Here is a 15,977-nt window from a genome sequence, read left to right on the forward strand (position 1 = left end):
ATGAGCCTTCGCAACAGATCGGGAAAACTCAGTGCGTTCGCCGCGACTCACGCAGAGACCATCATCAAGGACGCCCGCAGCGAGCTGAAAGATCCGGCGCGTCGCCTCCTCGGCAAGCGCATTCTCACGCTCGGCGGAATCGTGCTGCTGTCGGGCTGCGATCTCTCGAACGACAAATCCGTGAACGCGATGCTGCGCAAGATGTCCTCGTTCAACGACGACGTGCAGGCGCTGCTTTTCAATCCGGGCAAGCTCGCGCCGACTTACGCGGAGTCGATGATCACGCGGCCGTTTCCCTTCAACGCGTTCTACGATATCGACGAGGTGCCCGAGGTCGACGCCGCGAGCTACCGGCTGCAGGTGAGCGGCCTCGCGAACGGCAAGCGCGTGTGGACGCTCGACGAACTACGCGCGCTGCCGCAGGAAAGCCAGATCACGCGGCATATCTGCATTGAAGGATGGAGCGCGATTGGCCGCTGGGACGGTGTGCGCTTTGCCGAGTTCCTCAAGCGCGCCGGCGCCGATATGACCGCGAAATACGTGTCGCTGCATTGCGCGGACAACTACTGGACCAGTATCGACATGCCGACCGCGCTGCATCCGCAGACGCAGCTTACGCTCGGTTACGACGGCGCGACGCTGCCGCCGAAGTACGGCTTCCCGATGAAGCTGCGCATGCCCACCAAGCTCGGTTACAAGAACCCGAAGCATATCGTCGCGATCAGCGTGACCAACGACTATCCCGGTGGTTACTGGGAGAACCAGGGCTACAACTGGTTTGGCGGTTCGTGATTGCCGGCTTCCGTTGGGCCGTTCAGGCCTTGTAGTGTGGCTTTCCAGTGTCGTTTCTCATTTCCGCTTTGCAGTTCCCGCTTTGTAGTCCCTGCTTTGCAGTCCGCGTTTTGCAGTCCGCAGTTGTGGTCTTATAACCGTTTCTCATGGAGCGTTCATTCATGTCTATTCGCCTGAAACTCGGCATCACACTTGCGACGCTGGCTTTTGCCGGCGCCGCGCTCGCACAGACGCCCGCCGCCAAACCGTCGCGCATTCGCGGCGACATCGTTTCGCTGGACGGCGACGTGCTGAAGGTGCATCGCCGCAGTGGCGACACGGTGTCGATCGAATTGAAGCCAGCGGTTGCCGTGTCGGCGGTCAAGTCGATGCAGCTGTCCGATATCAAGCCGGGCTCGTTCGTCGGCACCGCCGCGACCACCGGTACCGACGGCAAGCTCACAGCAACGGAAGTCGTGGTATTCCCCGAAGCCGCGCGCGGCACGGGCGAGGGCCACTATAGCTGGGACCTCGGCCCCAACAGCACGATGACCAACGCGAACGTCGACACCGTGGTTCAGGGCACGAGCGGCCGGAATCTGAAGCTCTCGTACAAGGGCGGCAGCAACGAGGTGACGGTCCCGCCCAACGTGCCCATCGTGACCTTCGCGCCGGCTGCGCGTTCGGATCTCACGCCGGGCAAGAAGGTGTTCGTCGTTGCAACGGCGGCGTCGCAGGGCGCGTATGTCGCTCAGCGCGTGGTGGTCGAAAAGGATGGCGTGGCCCCGCCGATGTAAGGAGGCAAGGCCGCGTCCTGCGACGAACAGAACCGGCATCGGCCAGTAGAACAAAAACATCCACGCGGTAAAGGCGCACGCCGATGCCGCCTATCACTCTGTACAGTGCGATGGTCGCGTCGGAGGTGAACACGCCTGGCCCACCCCCGCGCGGCACGCGCCCGCTCGCCGCGCGATGGCGGTGATGCCTGGCGTGTGTCGCAATCGTCATAATCCACGTCGTATTGCCGCAACTGCGCGCACGCGTGCCTGCCGTAAAGCTGTGAGTCGGTTTCCAATCCGTCATTCCTATCACAGCCCGATCTTTGCTATCCGGAGGAGCGAACCTGGCAAAGCAGCCCCTGTGGCCGCTGCCCGCCCGGTCTCAAGCCCATGCGCAGACACATCACCATCCGCGGCGGATTGGCCGCGACGATCGCCGGTTACACGCTGCTGCTGATGCTGGTCATCGTGGCCGGCATCGCCGGGCTTTACGACAGCAGCAACGCGCTGCGCGATATGTACCAGGACGACACCGCGTCGCTGCTGCATCTGAAGACGAGCTCCGAGCGTCTTCTGCAACTGCGCGGCGGCCTCGGCGAAACGGAGCAGATCATCAGCGCGGGCAAGCCGGCTAAGGACGCCATCACGCAACTGCATGTGCTGCTCGATGCGAGCAACCGCGAGCTCGAAGCTTACCGGGCGCTGCATGTGCCCGACAGCATCGAAAAGCCGCTCGTCGACGCAATGACCGCAAAGCGTCAGCGCCTCTTTGCGCAGGTGTTCCAACTGGCACTCAGGCAGCTCGACGACGACAACCTCGTCGACTTCCTCGCGACGCAGCGCGAAGCGCCCGCCGCGCTGTTTGCCGACTATCAGGCCGCGCTCACGGCGCTCGAGGACTATCAGGTGGAACGCCAGAAAGCGCGTTTCCAGCATGCCGAGGCCCGTTTTCGCGTGATGCTGTGGGCGCTGGGAATAACCGGCGGCATCGCGTTATGTATCGGCGTGCTCGCGCAGCGCACGCTCGCGCGCGCCATCGTGCAGCCGATCAACATGGCGGTCGATCATTTTGGCCGCATCGCGGGCGGCGATCTGACGGGCGCAATCGCGGTGCAGCGCAATAACGAAATGGGTTATCTGCTGGATGCGCTCAAAGGCATGCAGAACAGCCTCGTGCAGACGGTCCAGAAAGTGCGCGCGAGTACCGAGGCGATCGTGCAGGACGCGCGCGCGATTGCGGGCGGCAGTGTCGATCTGTCGGCGCGCACGGAGCAACACGCGGCCTCGCTGCAGCAGGCGGCCGCGAGCATGGAGCAGTTGACCGCCACCGTCCGCCAGAACGCCGACAATGCGCGCCGCGCCGTCGAACTTGCGACCGGCGCCTCCGAGATTGCGTCGCGCGGCGGGCAGGTGGTCAATCAGGTGGTGGCGACCATGGACGCTATCTCCGGAAGCTCAAACCGCATCGTCGGAATCGTGGGCGTGATCGAGGGCATCGCGTTTCAGACCAACATCCTGGCGTTGAACGCAGCTGTCGAAGCGGCCCGTGCGGGCGAGCAGGGACGCGGTTTCGCGGTGGTCGCCTCCGAGGTGCGCAACCTCGCGCAGCGCTCGGCGGCGGCAGCGCGTGAGATCAACGAGCTGATCGGCGACTCGACCGTCAAGGTCAACGACGGCAGCACGCTCGTCGCGCACGCCGGCGCGACAATGCAAGAAGTGGTGGATGCGGTGCGGCGCGTGAGCGCCATCATGACCGAGATCAGTCTCGCCTCGAGCGAGCAGACCGCAGGCATCGAGCTCGTCAACACGAGCGTCACGCAGATGGAAGAAGTGACGCAGCACAACTCGGCGCTCGTCGAGGAAGCGTCGGCTGCCGCGGTGTCGCTCGAACAGCAGAGCCGCGAGCTGAACGACGCAGTGGCCGTGTTCCGTTTGAAAGAAGACCGGGCGGCTGCCTGAAGCGACGCGGCAGAGGCGCGGCCGCGCCTCGCTTTATCGTGAAGCCCGCGCTAGTTTTTCCGTTCGGGCCTGGTTGGCTCGTCATGCGCCTGCTTGCCGCCGCGCTTCTTGTCGTCTTGTCGCTGGTCGTCTTCTATATCGCGATGGTCGACGAACGGCGAATCGGTATCGCTGCCACCTTCGCGCAGCGCCGTGCGCGCGTCCTTCGCGAGGTTTTCGTAGTGTTTGCGAAAACGCGTCAAGTCCTTTTCCTCGAGTTCCTCGAGATCGAGCAGCGCATTATGCGCGCCTTCCAGCGCGCGGATCAGTTCGTCGAGCTTGATCTGCATTGCGGCGGTGTCGCGGTTTTGCGTGTTCTGAATCAGGAAAACCATCAGGAACGTGACGATCGTCGTCGACGTGTTGATCACGAGCTGCCATGTGTCGCTATAGTGAAAGAACGGTCCGGTAACGGCCCATACGACTACGAGCGAGACGGCGATGACAAAGGTGCCGGGGCGGCCGGTCATCGTGGACAGATAGCTCGCGAAGTTCGAAAACCATTTGCTGCTCATGGCGGTCTCCCTGTTGGGTCGGGGTTGGCTTATACGATGATCGTATAGCGACGCTGCGGTATTCGCTCGTGCGGACGGGGACTGGCGCTGAATGCGGCGGCTATGCCGATGCTATTCTTTATGACTGTTGCGTTGGGCGCCTGGTGGTCTGCGTCTGGCGCTTGGCGGGCGCGAACGCAGCGCCGCAACGACGCATTCCCGTATCCCGTGACACGAGCAAGGAGGAAGGGCGCTCATGAACGAAGAGCGAGAACCGGCACCTGACAGCACGGCGGCGCGCGTCGCCCTGTGGCGTGCGCTCCACACCGAGGCCGACGCCGCGCCGCATGTCTTCGAAGATTCGATCGGTCTGCAACTGCTGGCTCCCGGCGACGACTGGCGTCAGCGCGGTGACATGGATCCGCAGTTCACGCGTGCGTTTCGCGCGTCGATCGTGGCTCGCGCTCGGTTCATCGAAGATCTGCTGGCCGAACAGGCCGCGCGCGGCATCGATCAGTACGTGATTCTTGGCGCGGGCCTCGACAGTTTTGCGCAGCGCAGGCCGGAGCTTGCTTCGCGCCTCGCCGTGTTCGAGATCGACCAGCCGGCGCCGCAGGCGTGGAAGCGTCAGCGGCTGATCGAACTGGGTTTTGGCATTCCGCCCTGGCTGCGTTTCGTGCCGGTCGATTTCGAGGCCGGCGAGGCGTGGCGCGACCGGCTGATGGCGGAAGGCTTTAACAGCAGCAAGCCGGCAATGGTGGTCTCCACTGGCGTGAGCATGTATCTGACACGCGACGCAAACGCGGCCACGCTGCGCGAAGTCGCGGCCTTCGCGCGCGGATCGATATTTGCGATGACCTTCCTCCTGCCATTGGAAATGGCCGGGCCCGAGGTGCGCCCCGGCCTCGAAATGGCGGAGAAGGGCGCGCGCGCAAGCGGCACGCCGTTCCTCAGTTTCTTCACGCCGACGGACATGCTCGCCCTTGCTCGCGAAGCCGGCTTCGTGCATGCCCGGCATGTTTCGGCGGCCGATCTCACGCAGCGCTACTTCGCGGATAGAACCGACGGCTTGCGCCCGCCGAACAATGCCGAGGAGTTGCTCGTAGCCAGCACCTGACCATGTCACCAAGGCACGCCGCGATGCATCTTGCACGCCTTCCTCACTTTACCGCGTTGGTCAGATAAAGCTGCTCGCGCGCGAGCCCGGCGCGCGCGATGGCGCTGTCCAGCAGTTGTCCGCTTCGACAGAAATTGACAATTCCACGTTGCCACCAATACTGTATGGATGTACAGTATTCTACGTAGGCAGTCGGCAAGCGCAAGTGTTTTTTGAAAGTTGGCAATGCGGCTTTCCAATGCGCTTTGAAGCGAGCCCATGGCCGCGGGCCAGCCCATCGTGAGGGAGGATACGTGTAGATGCCGCCGTTCATCATGCAGGAGCGAAATGCCTGAACAACTGTGGTTGCCCGGGCTGGAAGCGCCGCCAACCCCGACAGACGGTCTTTTTTTTGCTGTCCTTCCGGACTCCAATACGGCGGCTGGCATTGCAAAGCTCGCGCAGCGGCTTTGCGGGGAAGCGCGCGCTCGCGGCAAGCCGCTCGCCCCCGGTCGTTTGCACGTCACGTTGCGGCATCTCGGCAATTTCGCGGGCGGGTTGCCGCAGGCGCACGTACAGGCGGCGATGCAGGCCGCGGCGTCGATCCGCATGGCGCCGTTCACCGTCGAATTCGATACGGTCGCGAGCTTCGCTTCCAAACCGCGGCCGGGGCCTCTCGTTCTGACCGGGAGTGATGGCGTCGTCGGTCTGCATACGCTCCATGATGCGCTGCAGGGCGCGCTGCGGGACTGCGGCATCGGGAGTCGTCCGGGTTCCACGGCAGTCGCTTTTACGCCGCATGTGACGTTGGCTTACGGGTTGCCATGGGTCGCCGCGAGCCCGGTCGAGCCGGTTGGCTGGAACGTGCGCGAGTTCGCGCTGATACACAGTTTGCTGGGACGTACCAGGCATCTCGTGCTCGCGCGCTGGCCGCTTGAAGGTGCGGAGCCATAGCGCACGGTGCGGGGGTTTTCGGGCTTTCACGCTTGCTGTCATAGAGGCGCGCGAGAGAAACCGTACGCAGATCCGGCAACGAGCGGTGAGCCGCCCCGGTCTTCGTCAGCCGCACCCGTGTGGCTCCCGCCGAGGCCAATGTGGAGCACTCGCAATCGGACCGCGAGGCGAACCGGGCGCACTGCGTCTACGGCGCTGGGTGCGAATCGACCGCACGCTTTACGCGTGCACGCGGCCGGCAAGCGTCCATACGCTGCGGCTATGCTGAATCCGCTAAGCCGGCGGAACAGCGGACCCTGCCCGAGGAGCCCTCGTGCGCTCCCTGATAGAATGCATGGGCCGCAACGTAGTGGATTGCAGATGAGATTGCTTGATGCGTTAGTCGAACAGCGTATTGCCGCCGCAGCCGCGCGCGGCGAGCTCGACGATTTGCCCGGCGCGGGCGCGCCGCTTTGCCTGGACGACGATGCACTTGTCCCGGAAGAAGTGCGCGTTGCTAACCGGATCCTGAAAAATGCGGGCTTTGTGCCACCTGCGCTGGAGCAACTGCGCGCCTTGCGCGACCTCCAGGCCGAGCTCAATGCCGTGAGCGACAAGGCCACCCGGTGCCGCCTCCAGGCGCGCATGCTGGCGCTCGATATGGCGCTGGAATCGCTGCGCGGCAGCGCTTTGGTGCTGCCGCATGAATATTGCCGGCGGATTGCCGAACGACTATCCGAGCGCGCTTCGAACGGGGCAACGGCTGTCGCGGATGGCGCCGACCAGGCGGCGTCCGGTGCGGAGCATGGCGCCGCGAGGCCGCAGTGAGCGAGCCTGTTACCCCGTGCCGCGTGCCGCTGGCCGACGCTGATCGGACCGAGGCCGGCACAGTGCCGGCTGTGCCGCGTGCTACGGCGGGTGGCGCTGACTTCGTCGTCGGTGACCCGGGGGTCGGGACGGCAGAGCTGAGTCCGGCCGCAACCGGCCCCGCCGCAACAGCGCACAGCGACGCAGCGCACAGCGAAGCAGCGCATACCGCAACAGCGCACAGCGACGCAGCGCCCACCACAGCAGCGGACACCGAAGCAGCGGACATCGAAGCACCGCGCACCGAAGCACCGCCCACCGAAGCACCGCCCACCGCGACCGTCAGCGAGCGCGATCTCCGTTTCATGGCGCTCGCTCAGGCCGCCGCCGAAGACGCGCGCGCTGCTGGCGAAGTGCCCGTCGGCGCGGTGCTCGTGCGCGGTGACCAAGTCATTGCAAAAGGTTTCAACCATCCGATCAGTGCGCACGATCCTTCGGCGCACGCGGAGATGGTCGCATTGCGCGCCGCGGCGCAGGCGGTCGAGAACTATCGCTTGCCGGGCTGCGAACTGTATGTGACGCTCGAGCCCTGTCTGATGTGTGCCGGCGCGATCATGCACGCACGCATTGCCCGCGTCGTGTTCGGCGCACGCGACCCGAAAACTGGCGCTTGCGGCAGCGTCGTCGACGCGTTCGCGAACCCGCAACTGAATCACCACACCGAGGTAACCGGCGGCGTGCTCGAAAGCGAATGCGGCGCCGCGCTCAAATCGTTCTTCGCCGAGCGGCGCCGCGCCAGCCGCGACGCGCGGACTGCGGCGCGCGCGGGCGTCGGTGCCCAAAGCGACCCGGGCGAGCCGCTCTGAGCGGCCACTACGCCGCAAACTTCTCCTAACAACACAACAGCTCCCGCCGATGACCGTCCACCGCACCTTCGATCTGATTGCGCCGTCCGGCTACCCGCACGACGCCGAAGTGCTGAATCGCGCGTTGCAGCGGCTGCGCACGCAAGGGCATCGCGTGGAAGGCGTGGAGACGACGCGGCGTCGTTATCAGCGCTTCGCCGGTACCGACGGCGAGCGCGCGGCGGACCTGAACCGGCTCGCGGATGCATCGCGCCCGTTGCCCGATATCGTGCTGGCCGTGCGCGGCGGTTACGGCGCGATGCGCATCCTGCACGGCCTCGACTACGATGGGCTGCAACGCCGCTTGACGGGGCAGCCCGTCGCGCTCGTCGGTCACAGCGACTTCACGGCGGTCCAACTGGCGCTGCTCGCGCGCGCCGGCCTCAAAACGTTCAGCGGTCCGATGCTGATGAGCGACTTCGGCGCCGAACACGTCAGCGAATTCACGATGCATCACTTCTGGTCGGCGTTGACACAGCCGACCGTGACGATCACGCGCAACGTGCCGCAAGCACAAGCCGTGGACGTCTCCGGCACCTTGTGGGGCGGCAATCTGGCTATCCTTGCGTCGCTCGTCGGCACGCCATATATGCCGCCGGTGGAGGGCGGGGTGCTATTCGTGGAAGACGTCAACGAGCAGCCGTTTCGCATCGAGCGGATGCTTTATCAACTACATCTGTCGGGTATTCTCGATCAGCAGCAGGCGCTCGTGCTTGGCGATTTCTCGGGCGGCAAGCAGTTCGACTACGACAACGGCTACGACCTGCAGGCCATGATCGAGCAGATGAGGTCGGTGATCGGCATTCCGATCGTCACCGGCTTGCAGTTCGGCCACGTGCCGGACATGTTGACGCTGCCAGTCGGAGCCGACGCCCACCTTGTCGCGGACGCCAACGGGTTCAGGCTGACCTTATCCGACTATCCGTGCCTGCGCTGAAGGCCGGTCATGTAAGCGGGCTTCGGCCCGTTTTTTTATAGTCGGCCACGCAACTAACTGCCGGCATCCGAACCGCCGCGCGTCGCCAGAAAGAAAGCGAAGGCGCGGCGATTTTGTCGACAAAATCGGCCAGCGGCAGGTGGCAGTCGTCGTATCGATTCCTGTAGCTTAGCCAAGCCCAGCAAGGCTTCCCGCGCAATGACTGCCCCCATGCCACGCCTCGCCGCGAGAATTGTCGCCAATGCCAACAAAAATTGTTGACAATCTTTATGTCCGTCCTATTATGACCAACATACCGAGATGCAGATCATGTCCGACATCGACCCCACCAGCGTAAATAGTTCGAAGCCCGAAGCAATTGCCGAGCGCATCCGCGCCGCGATTCTCGAGCATCGGCTCGCGCCGGGAGCGAAACTGACAGAAGCACAATTGTGCGAAGTATTTGCGGTTAAACGCGGGCCGATCCGGCAGGCGCTGGCGCAACTCGCGACGGACCGTCTGGTCGATCTGGAGCCGAACCGCGGTGCGTTCGTCGCAAGTCCGTCGCTTCAGGAAGTCCACGAGGTGTTCGAGATGCGCCGCATCATCGAACTCGCCGTCGTCGAGAAGGTTTGCAGCGGTCACGGCATGCGCCGGCTAAAGAGCATCGGCAGCATGATCGGCCGCGAACGCAAGGCGTTCGAGACGCGCGACTTTTCGTCGTGGATTCGTTTGTCAGGCGAGTTCCATACGGAGCTGGCCCAGCTCACCGGCAACACCGTGCTGTGCGATTGCCTGAACGGACTGGTGGCGCGCTCAACGTTGATTTCGGCTTTGTACGAATCGCTTGGCCGCAGTCCGTGCTCATTCGAGGATCACGAAGCGATTCTCGCCGCGCTCGACGCAGGCGATGCAAAAGAGGCGGCGGCATTGATGTCGCGCCATCTGCAAAGCGTCGAGTTGAAGATGCTGGAGCGGCCCGCGCGCGGCGCAGCCGATCTGCATGAGGTATTCGGCGCGCTCAATGGCGTGACAAGCGGTGCAACGAACGCTGCAACAAGCGGCGCAAAGAGCAGCGCGATAAGTAGCGCAATAAGCGGCGCAATAAGCAGCGCCGGCAGAGCACCATCCGAAGAGTCATCCACGAAGCTATCCAAACGCAAGTCCGCGCCAGGCTGAGGCACGCGGCCGGCGCGCGCCCGTTGCTGGTGCGTGCCGCACTGAACTGAACCGAATCAAGCGAGCGTTGCAAGGCAGCCCGGCGCGGGCACTGCCGGCTGGCGCACGCACGTCCGTCGCTCAGCTAACGGGCGGGAGCAGCAGTAGCGCCATTGCCGGAGATCCGCGGAAGACCGGCAATGCGATAACCACAAGTACTTCTAGTACGGAGACAACCGCGGCGGGGCCATGACGGCAGTTCGAGCCTCTTTGCGTTCGCGCGGGCGGCAGGCGCGACGCGCAGCAAAGCCGCAACTGGCATGGCCAATGCAATGCCCTTCGATTCTCAATCGACGGTCCCATCACAAGGAGGAATCATGGCTCAGTTCAGTGCAGCGCCCGGCAGTTCCGCAATCCCCCCTTATGCAGACGGCGACGCATCCGGCGACACCACGCTCCCGGCCGGCTACAGCAAGCGCTTATACAACGAGGACCTCGCGCCGTTGCGTCACCAGACATGGGGCGCCTATAACATCTTCGCGTTCTGGATGTCGGACGTGCACAGCGTGGGCGGCTATGTGTTCGCCGGGAGTCTCTTCGCGCTCGGCCTGACGAGCTGGCAGGTGCTGATCGCGCTGCTCGTCGGTATCACGATTGTCAACGTGCTGTGCAACCTCATCGCAAAGCCGAGCCAGGCGAACGGCGTGCCGTATCCGGTGGCGTGCCGCGCGACCTTCGGCGTGCTCGGCGCCAATATTCCCGCGGTGATTCGCGGCCTGATCGCGGTGGCTTGGTACGGGATTCAGACGTATCTCGCTTCGAGCGCGCTCGTGATCGTCGTGTTGAAGTTCGTTCCGCAACTGCTGCCGTATGCGGACGTTCATCGCCACGGTTTCATGGGGCTGTCGACGCTCGGCTGGTGCGGCTTCATGCTGCTGTGGGTGTTGCAGGCACTGGTGTTCTGGCATGGCATGGAGACCATCAAGAAGTTCATCGACTTCGCGGGTCCGGCGGTTTATGTCGTGATGTTCATTCTGGCCGGCTACATGGTGTATCGCGCGGGTTGGCGCAACATCGGCATCAATCTGGGAGGCGTCAAGTATCACGGCATGGAGGTGCTGCCGGTGATGATCACGGCGACCTCGCTCGTCGTGTCGTACTTCTCCGGGCCGATGCTGAATTTCGGCGACTTTTCCCGCTACGGCAAGAGCTTTCGCAGCGTCCAGCGCGGCAATTTCTGGGGACTGTCGGTCAACTTCCTCGCGTTCTCGCTCGTGACGGTGATCACCACGGCGGCCACGCTGCCGGTGTTCGGCCAGTTGATCACCGACCCCGTCGAAACGGTGGGCCGCATCGACTATCCGACCGCGGTGATTCTCGGCGCGCTGACCTTCACGATCGCGACGATCGGCATCAACATCGTCGCGAACTTCGTGTCGCCGGCCTTCGACTTCTCGAACGTCGCTCCGCGGCTCATCAGCTGGCGCGCGGGCGGCATGCTGGCCGCGGTGGCGTCGATCTTCATCACGCCGTGGAATCTGTTCAACAACCCGGCCGTGATTCACTACACGCTGGACGTGCTCGGCAGCTTCATCGGACCTTTGTACGGAATCCTGATCGTCGATTACTACCTCGTGAAGCGTCAGAAAGTCGTGCTCGACGATCTGTACAGCGTGGCGCCCACGGGTTCGTACTGGTATCGCAACGGCGTCAACTATCTGGCCGTTGCGGCACTGTTGCCAGCCGCGCTTATCGCCGTGCTGTGCGTGATGGTGCCGTCGCTCGACGGTATGGCGAACTTCTCGTGGTTCATCGGCGCGGGCCTGGGGGCGCTGTTCTATCGCGTGCTGGCGCGCTGAGCGTCGGTAGATGAAAGCGGCAGTGCCAGTGCACTGCCGATGCAGGCGAAACAGGAGACGAAATGCGCATCAAACTGATCAACCCGAACACGACCCAGCGCATGACCGATGCAATGGGCCGCTGCGCACGCGAAATCGCGGCGCCGGGCACAGAGGTCATCGCGGTGAGTCCGACAATGGGGCCGCCATCCATCGAAGGCTATTACGACGAAGCGCTCGCGACGCCCGGTCTTCTCGCCGAAGTCATGTCAGGCGAGCGCGAGGGCTGCGACGGCTACGTGATCGCGTGTTTCGGCGACCCTGGCCTTTACGCGGCGCGCGAGCTCGCGCGCGGGCCGGTGATCGGCATCGCGGAGGCGGCCATGCACGCGGCGAGCGTGCTGGCGCCGGGCTTTTCAGTGGTGACGACGCTGGCGCGCACCTGCGGCATGGCGTGGCATCTCGCCGAACGCTATGGCATGCGGCGCTTTTGCCGCAACGTGCGCGCGACCGACGTCGCAGTGCTCGATCTCGACAAGCCGGGCTCGGCGGCGCGTCGCATCATTCTCGATGAATGCCGGCGGGCGCTGGCCGAGGACGGGTCGGAGGCGATCGTGCTCGGCTGTGCGGGCATGGCGGAGCTGTGCGCGGAGATCGAGGACGCGCTTGGCGCGCCAGTGATCGAAGGCGTGACGGCTGCCGTCAAGTGGACTGAGGCGCTTGTCGCACTTCGGCTTTCGACAGCCAAGCGCGGCGACTATGCGCGGCCGCTGCCCAAGCGCTACGACGGTGCCCTCGAATCGTTCAGTCCGTCGGCAGTGGACCCGAACCCGTTGCCGCCGCGCGTGATCGATGCCGGCTCGCTGCGGGTAAACACCAGCGAAGCCGAGCCGCACATACATTCAGTCTGACACGCACTATCTGCCCGGGTGTATGGGCGCGTCCCGGTGTTTTCGCTACACTGGGTCAACTCGGCGCGGGCTGCCCGACGTGCTTTCCGCAGCGCTCGCGCAGATCGCCGCAGCGGCGCCAGGCCTGCCTTCGGCAGGTCCTGCACCGCGCCTTGCGAGCACACACGTATTGCCACCACGCATTCGTCAAATCATGCCACTCGACTCCAGCTATCCACGTGATCTGATCGGCTACGGCCGCCACCCGGTGCAGGCCAACTGGCCAGGGCGAGCGCGCGTCGCCGTGCAATTCGTCCTCAACTATGAGGAGGGCGGTGAAAATTGTGTACTGCACGGCGATCCCGGCTCGGAGCAGTTTCTGTCGGAGATTGTCGGCGCGGCAGCCTATCCGGCTCGTCACATGAGCATGGAGTCAATCTACGAGTATGGTTCGCGCGCCGGCGTGTGGCGCATTCTGCGCGAATTCGAAAAGCGCGGCTTGCCGCTCACCGTATTCGGCGTGGGCATGGCGATCGAACGGCACCCCGAGCTCGCGCGTGCGTTCGTCGAACTCGGTCACGAGATCGCATGTCACGGCTATCGCTGGATTCACTATCAGGACGTCCCGCCGGAAAAAGAAGCCGAGCATATGCGGCTCGGCATGCAGGCCATAGAACGTGTCACGGGCGAGCGTCCGCTTGGCTGGTACACCGGTCGCGACAGTCCGAACACGCACCGGCTCGTCGCGGAATATGGCGGGTTTATGTACGACTCCGATTACTACGGCGACGACCTGCCGTTCTGGATGGACGTCGAAGTCACCGGTGGTTCGACGGTGCCGCAACTGATCGTGCCGTACACGCTCGACACCAACGACATGCGTTTCGCGAGCCCGCAGGGCTTTAACACAGCGGACCATTTCTTCACGTACCTGCGCGACGCGTTCGACGTGCTGTACGAAGAAGGCGACGAAGCGCCGAAGATGCTGTCGGTCGGCATGCACTGCCGGCTGCTCGGACGCCCGGGGCGCTTCCGCGCACTGCAGCGTTTTCTCGACCATATCGAACAGCATGATCGCGTATGGGTGACGCGGCGCGTCGACATCGCGCGGCACTGGCGCGAACATCATCCCTATCAGCAAAACAACCGCGAGGCGGCGGCATGAAGGCGATGCACTACACACTGGATCAACTCAACAGCATTTCGACCGACGCATTCGTCGCGGCGCTTTCGGGCATCTTCGAGCATTCGCCGTGGGTCGCGGAAATGGCGGCGCATGAGCGGCCGTTTGCGAGCATCGACGACTTGCATCGCAAGATGTCGAACATCGTGGAGACGGCGGGCGAAGAGAAGCAGCTTGCGTTGATCAATGCGCACCCGGAACTTGCCGGCAAGGCGGCGGTGCGCGGCGAACTCACCGCGGAATCGACGCGTGAGCAAAGCGGCGCGGGCCTTTCGCAATGCACGCAGGAAGAGTTCGACAAGCTGCTGGCACTGAACACCGCATATCGCGAGAAGTTCGGCTTTCCGTTCATTCTCGCGGTGCGCGGCTACGACCGTCACGGCATCATCGCGAACTTCGAGGCGCGCGTGAACAACAGCCGCGCCGACGAACTGCGCGCGAGCCTCGATCAAATCTACCGTATCGCACGTTTCCGGCTCGAAGACCTGATCAGCGTGTGACGAACGCATGATCGCTGCTGTGCTCCGACTCAGCGGCTCTTCGCCGGAACGTTTTTTAGCACACACAAACATCAAGGAAGACAAAGATGGCACTCCCGATTCTCGACCCCAACGCTCCCGAATTCACGCGCCGCTACGTGAATCTGGCGGACCCGCGCCTGGGCGCGCAGGCGCTCGAGGCCAGCGACGAATTCTTCGCACCGAAGGAGCGCATGCTGAACCCGGAGCCGGCCGTCTTCATTCCCGGCAAGTACGACGAGCACGGCAAGTGGATGGACGGCTGGGAAACGCGCCGCAAGCGCGTGACCGGCTACGACTGGTGCATCGTCAAGCTCGCGCGTCCGGGCGTGATCAAGGGACTCGATCTCGACACGAGCCACTTCACGGGTAATTTCCCGCCGGCCGCTTCGGTCGAAGCGGCGCGCGTGGTGGACGGCGTGCCGAACCTGTCGACGCAATGGACCGAGATCGTGCCGTCGACCACCTTGCAGGGCAACAGCCACCACTACCTGGAAGTGGGCGACGCTACTGCCTACACGCACTTGCGCGTGAACATCTATCCGGATGGCGGTATCGCGCGGCTGCGCGTGTACGGTCAGCCGCAAGTCGACTGGGCCGGCGCGAGCCGTACCGAACAGTTCGATCTGGCCGCGATGGAAAACGGCGCATACCTCGTCGCCGCTAATAACCAGCACTTCGGCGCGGCTTCGACCATTCTGATGCCGGGCCGCGGTGTGAACATGGGCGACGGCTGGGAAACGCGGCGCCGTCGCGAGCCCGGCAACGACTGGGCGATCGTCGCGCTGGCGCAGCCGGGCGTGATTACGAAGATCGAAGTGGACACCGCACACTTCAAGGGCAACTATCCGGACCGCTGCTCGATTCAGGCCGCCTACGTGACGGGCGGCACCGACAGCTCGCTGGTCACGCAGGCGATGTTCTGGCCGGTGCTGCTCGGCGAGCAGAAGCTGCAAATGGACAAGCAGCATTACTTCGAAAGCGAGATCGCCGCGCTCGGCCCGGTCACGCACGTGCGCTTTAACATCATTCCGGACGGCGGCGTATCGCGCCTGCGTCTGTGGGGCACGCTCGCATCATGAAGACGCTCGCCATCGAACCATTGACCAGGGAAGCGTTCGCCGTGTTCGGTGACGTGATCGAGCTCGAGGGCGCGAAGCAGATTCCGATCAATCTCGGCACGACGATCCGTTATCACGATCTCGCGAAAGTGGACGTCAGCGACGAGAACGGCCGCACGCTCGTTAATCTGTTTCGCGGGCAGCCGCGTACGCTGCCGTTCGAGGTGAAGATGCTCGAGCGTCATCCGCTTGGCAGCCAGGCATTCGTGCCGCTGAACGACAAGCCGTATCTCGTGGTGGTGGCGCCCGCGGGCGAGCTCGACGAATCGAAGATCCGCGCATTCGTCACGAGCGGCTGGCAGGGCGTCAATTACGCGAAGGGCGTGTGGCACCATCCGCTGATCGCGTTGGGGGAAGTGAGCGACTTCATCGTCGTCGATCGCGGCGGGGAAGGGCTCAATCTCAACGAGCAGGATCTCGCCGAGCCGCTGTGGTTGACTGAGGATGCGTTGAGCGCGGTGGCGATATAGCTTCTGTGCTCAGGTGTTAGTGACGAGCAAGTTTGATCTTGAAGGGCCCGCAGCAGGGTGATGCTGCGGGCTCTTTGCTTTTCCCGCGGTCGTCATTTGC

16 protein-coding genes and 1 pseudogene are annotated in these 15,977 nt (G+C 63.9%); 15 read left to right on the top strand and 2 right to left on the bottom strand.

Annotation, left to right across the window (positions count from 1 at the left end; all coding sequences use genetic code 11):
• Both A3AC_RS0109585 and A3AC_RS0109590 read left to right on the top strand, forming a co-directional pair.
• Positions 1–792: a molybdopterin-dependent oxidoreductase gene (locus tag A3AC_RS0109585; RefSeq protein ID WP_025598575.1), complete on the top strand. Its 792-nt coding sequence runs from the start codon at positions 1–3 to the stop codon at positions 790–792.
• Positions 793–953: 161 nt separating this feature from the next.
• On the top strand, positions 954–1,568 hold the full coding sequence (locus A3AC_RS0109590) for a hypothetical protein (RefSeq protein WP_025598577.1): 615 nt from the start codon (positions 954–956) through the stop codon (positions 1,566–1,568).
• Here the strand turns inward: A3AC_RS0109590 and A3AC_RS30965 are convergent.
• Positions 1,566–1,734: pseudogene (locus A3AC_RS30965) on the bottom strand (EamA family transporter); the annotation flags it as partial. The gene A3AC_RS0109590 and the pseudogene A3AC_RS30965 overlap by 3 nt on opposite strands.
• Before the next feature lie 206 nt (positions 1,735–1,940).
• On the opposite strand from A3AC_RS30965, the gene A3AC_RS0109595 reads away from it, so the two are divergent.
• Entirely contained in the window at positions 1,941–3,509 is a 1,569-nt protein-coding gene (locus A3AC_RS0109595; RefSeq protein WP_025598578.1) for a methyl-accepting chemotaxis protein, read from the top strand.
• Positions 3,510–3,559: 50 nt separating this feature from the next.
• On the opposite strand, the gene A3AC_RS0109600 is transcribed toward A3AC_RS0109595, so the two are convergent.
• Complete coding sequence (locus tag A3AC_RS0109600; protein ID WP_025598579.1) at positions 3,560–4,063, bottom strand: low affinity iron permease family protein; 504 nt, start codon at positions 4,061–4,063, stop codon at positions 3,560–3,562.
• 235 nt (positions 4,064–4,298) lie between these two features.
• On the opposite strand from A3AC_RS0109600, the gene A3AC_RS0109605 reads away from it, so the two are divergent.
• From A3AC_RS0109605 to A3AC_RS0109660, 12 genes are all read left to right on the top strand, one after another.
• Complete coding sequence (locus tag A3AC_RS0109605) at positions 4,299–5,159, top strand: class I SAM-dependent methyltransferase (protein ID WP_025598580.1); 861 nt, start codon at positions 4,299–4,301, stop codon at positions 5,157–5,159.
• A gap of 327 nt (positions 5,160–5,486) precedes the next feature.
• Positions 5,487–6,092 (top strand): 2'-5' RNA ligase family protein, encoded by a 606-nt coding sequence (locus A3AC_RS0109610; protein ID WP_025598581.1) that lies wholly within the window; start codon positions 5,487–5,489, stop codon positions 6,090–6,092.
• 360 nt (positions 6,093–6,452) lie between these two features.
• Positions 6,453–6,899 (top strand): DnaJ family domain-containing protein, encoded by a 447-nt coding sequence (locus tag A3AC_RS0109615; RefSeq protein ID WP_025598582.1) that lies wholly within the window; start codon positions 6,453–6,455, stop codon positions 6,897–6,899.
• 266 nt (positions 6,900–7,165) lie between these two features.
• Positions 7,166–7,744, top strand: a complete 579-nt coding sequence (tadA, locus tag A3AC_RS0109620; protein ID WP_156924596.1) for a tRNA adenosine(34) deaminase TadA — start codon at positions 7,166–7,168, stop codon at positions 7,742–7,744.
• A gap of 49 nt (positions 7,745–7,793) precedes the next feature.
• The gene (ldcA, locus tag A3AC_RS0109625) at positions 7,794–8,720 is read left to right on the top strand and encodes a muramoyltetrapeptide carboxypeptidase (RefSeq protein ID WP_025598584.1); all 927 of its coding nucleotides are present in this window, start codon (positions 7,794–7,796) and stop codon (positions 8,718–8,720) included.
• Between the two features lie 309 nt (positions 8,721–9,029).
• Positions 9,030–9,878, top strand: coding sequence for a GntR family transcriptional regulator (locus A3AC_RS0109630; protein ID WP_025598585.1), 849 nt, complete (start codon positions 9,030–9,032; stop codon positions 9,876–9,878).
• Between the two features lie 356 nt (positions 9,879–10,234).
• Positions 10,235–11,716 carry an NCS1 family nucleobase:cation symporter-1 gene (locus tag A3AC_RS0109635; protein WP_025598586.1) on the top strand — a complete coding sequence of 494 codons (1,482 nt, stop codon included), beginning with the start codon at positions 10,235–10,237 and terminating at the stop codon, positions 11,714–11,716.
• A gap of 62 nt (positions 11,717–11,778) precedes the next feature.
• Entirely contained in the window at positions 11,779–12,606 is an 828-nt protein-coding gene (locus A3AC_RS0109640; RefSeq protein ID WP_025598588.1) for an aspartate/glutamate racemase family protein, read from the top strand.
• Positions 12,607–12,799: 193 nt separating this feature from the next.
• The gene (puuE, locus tag A3AC_RS0109645) at positions 12,800–13,750 is read left to right on the top strand and encodes an allantoinase PuuE (protein ID WP_025598589.1); all 951 of its coding nucleotides are present in this window, start codon (positions 12,800–12,802) and stop codon (positions 13,748–13,750) included.
• Positions 13,747–14,268 (top strand): 2-oxo-4-hydroxy-4-carboxy-5-ureidoimidazoline decarboxylase, encoded by a 522-nt coding sequence (gene uraD, locus A3AC_RS0109650; RefSeq protein WP_025598590.1) that lies wholly within the window; start codon positions 13,747–13,749, stop codon positions 14,266–14,268. The genes puuE and uraD overlap by 4 nt, the downstream gene beginning before the upstream one ends.
• A gap of 86 nt (positions 14,269–14,354) precedes the next feature.
• The gene (gene alc, locus A3AC_RS0109655) at positions 14,355–15,368 is read left to right on the top strand and encodes an allantoicase (protein WP_025598592.1); all 1,014 of its coding nucleotides are present in this window, start codon (positions 14,355–14,357) and stop codon (positions 15,366–15,368) included.
• Positions 15,365–15,877, top strand: a complete 513-nt coding sequence (locus tag A3AC_RS0109660) for an ureidoglycolate lyase (RefSeq protein WP_025598593.1) — start codon at positions 15,365–15,367, stop codon at positions 15,875–15,877. Before alc ends, A3AC_RS0109660 begins: the two co-directional genes overlap by 4 nt.
• Positions 15,878–15,977 lie beyond the last annotated feature (100 nt).

It is taken from the genome of Burkholderia sp. WSM2230 (assembly GCF_000472445.1).
Classification (GTDB): Bacteria; Pseudomonadota; Gammaproteobacteria; order Burkholderiales; family Burkholderiaceae; genus Paraburkholderia.

Coding starts and splice junctions, on each gene's coding strand:
- A3AC_RS0109585 (WP_025598575.1), top strand. CDS start 1: ATGAGCCTTCGCAACAGATCGGGAAAACTCAGTGCGTTCGCCGCGACT.
- A3AC_RS0109590 (WP_025598577.1), top strand. CDS start 954: ATGTCTATTCGCCTGAAACTCGGCATCACACTTGCGACGCTGGCTTTT.
- A3AC_RS0109595 (WP_025598578.1), top strand. CDS start 1,941: ATGCGCAGACACATCACCATCCGCGGCGGATTGGCCGCGACGATCGCC.
- A3AC_RS0109600 (WP_025598579.1), bottom strand. CDS start 4,063: ATGAGCAGCAAATGGTTTTCGAACTTCGCGAGCTATCTGTCCACGATG.
- A3AC_RS0109605 (WP_025598580.1), top strand. CDS start 4,299: ATGAACGAAGAGCGAGAACCGGCACCTGACAGCACGGCGGCGCGCGTC.
- A3AC_RS0109610 (WP_025598581.1), top strand. CDS start 5,487: ATGCCTGAACAACTGTGGTTGCCCGGGCTGGAAGCGCCGCCAACCCCG.
- A3AC_RS0109615 (WP_025598582.1), top strand. CDS start 6,453: ATGAGATTGCTTGATGCGTTAGTCGAACAGCGTATTGCCGCCGCAGCC.
- ldcA (WP_025598584.1), top strand. CDS start 7,794: ATGACCGTCCACCGCACCTTCGATCTGATTGCGCCGTCCGGCTACCCG.
- A3AC_RS0109630 (WP_025598585.1), top strand. CDS start 9,030: ATGTCCGACATCGACCCCACCAGCGTAAATAGTTCGAAGCCCGAAGCA.
- A3AC_RS0109635 (WP_025598586.1), top strand. CDS start 10,235: ATGGCTCAGTTCAGTGCAGCGCCCGGCAGTTCCGCAATCCCCCCTTAT.
- A3AC_RS0109640 (WP_025598588.1), top strand. CDS start 11,779: ATGCGCATCAAACTGATCAACCCGAACACGACCCAGCGCATGACCGAT.
- puuE (WP_025598589.1), top strand. CDS start 12,800: ATGCCACTCGACTCCAGCTATCCACGTGATCTGATCGGCTACGGCCGC.
- uraD (WP_025598590.1), top strand. CDS start 13,747: ATGAAGGCGATGCACTACACACTGGATCAACTCAACAGCATTTCGACC.
- alc (WP_025598592.1), top strand. CDS start 14,355: ATGGCACTCCCGATTCTCGACCCCAACGCTCCCGAATTCACGCGCCGC.
- A3AC_RS0109660 (WP_025598593.1), top strand. CDS start 15,365: ATGAAGACGCTCGCCATCGAACCATTGACCAGGGAAGCGTTCGCCGTG.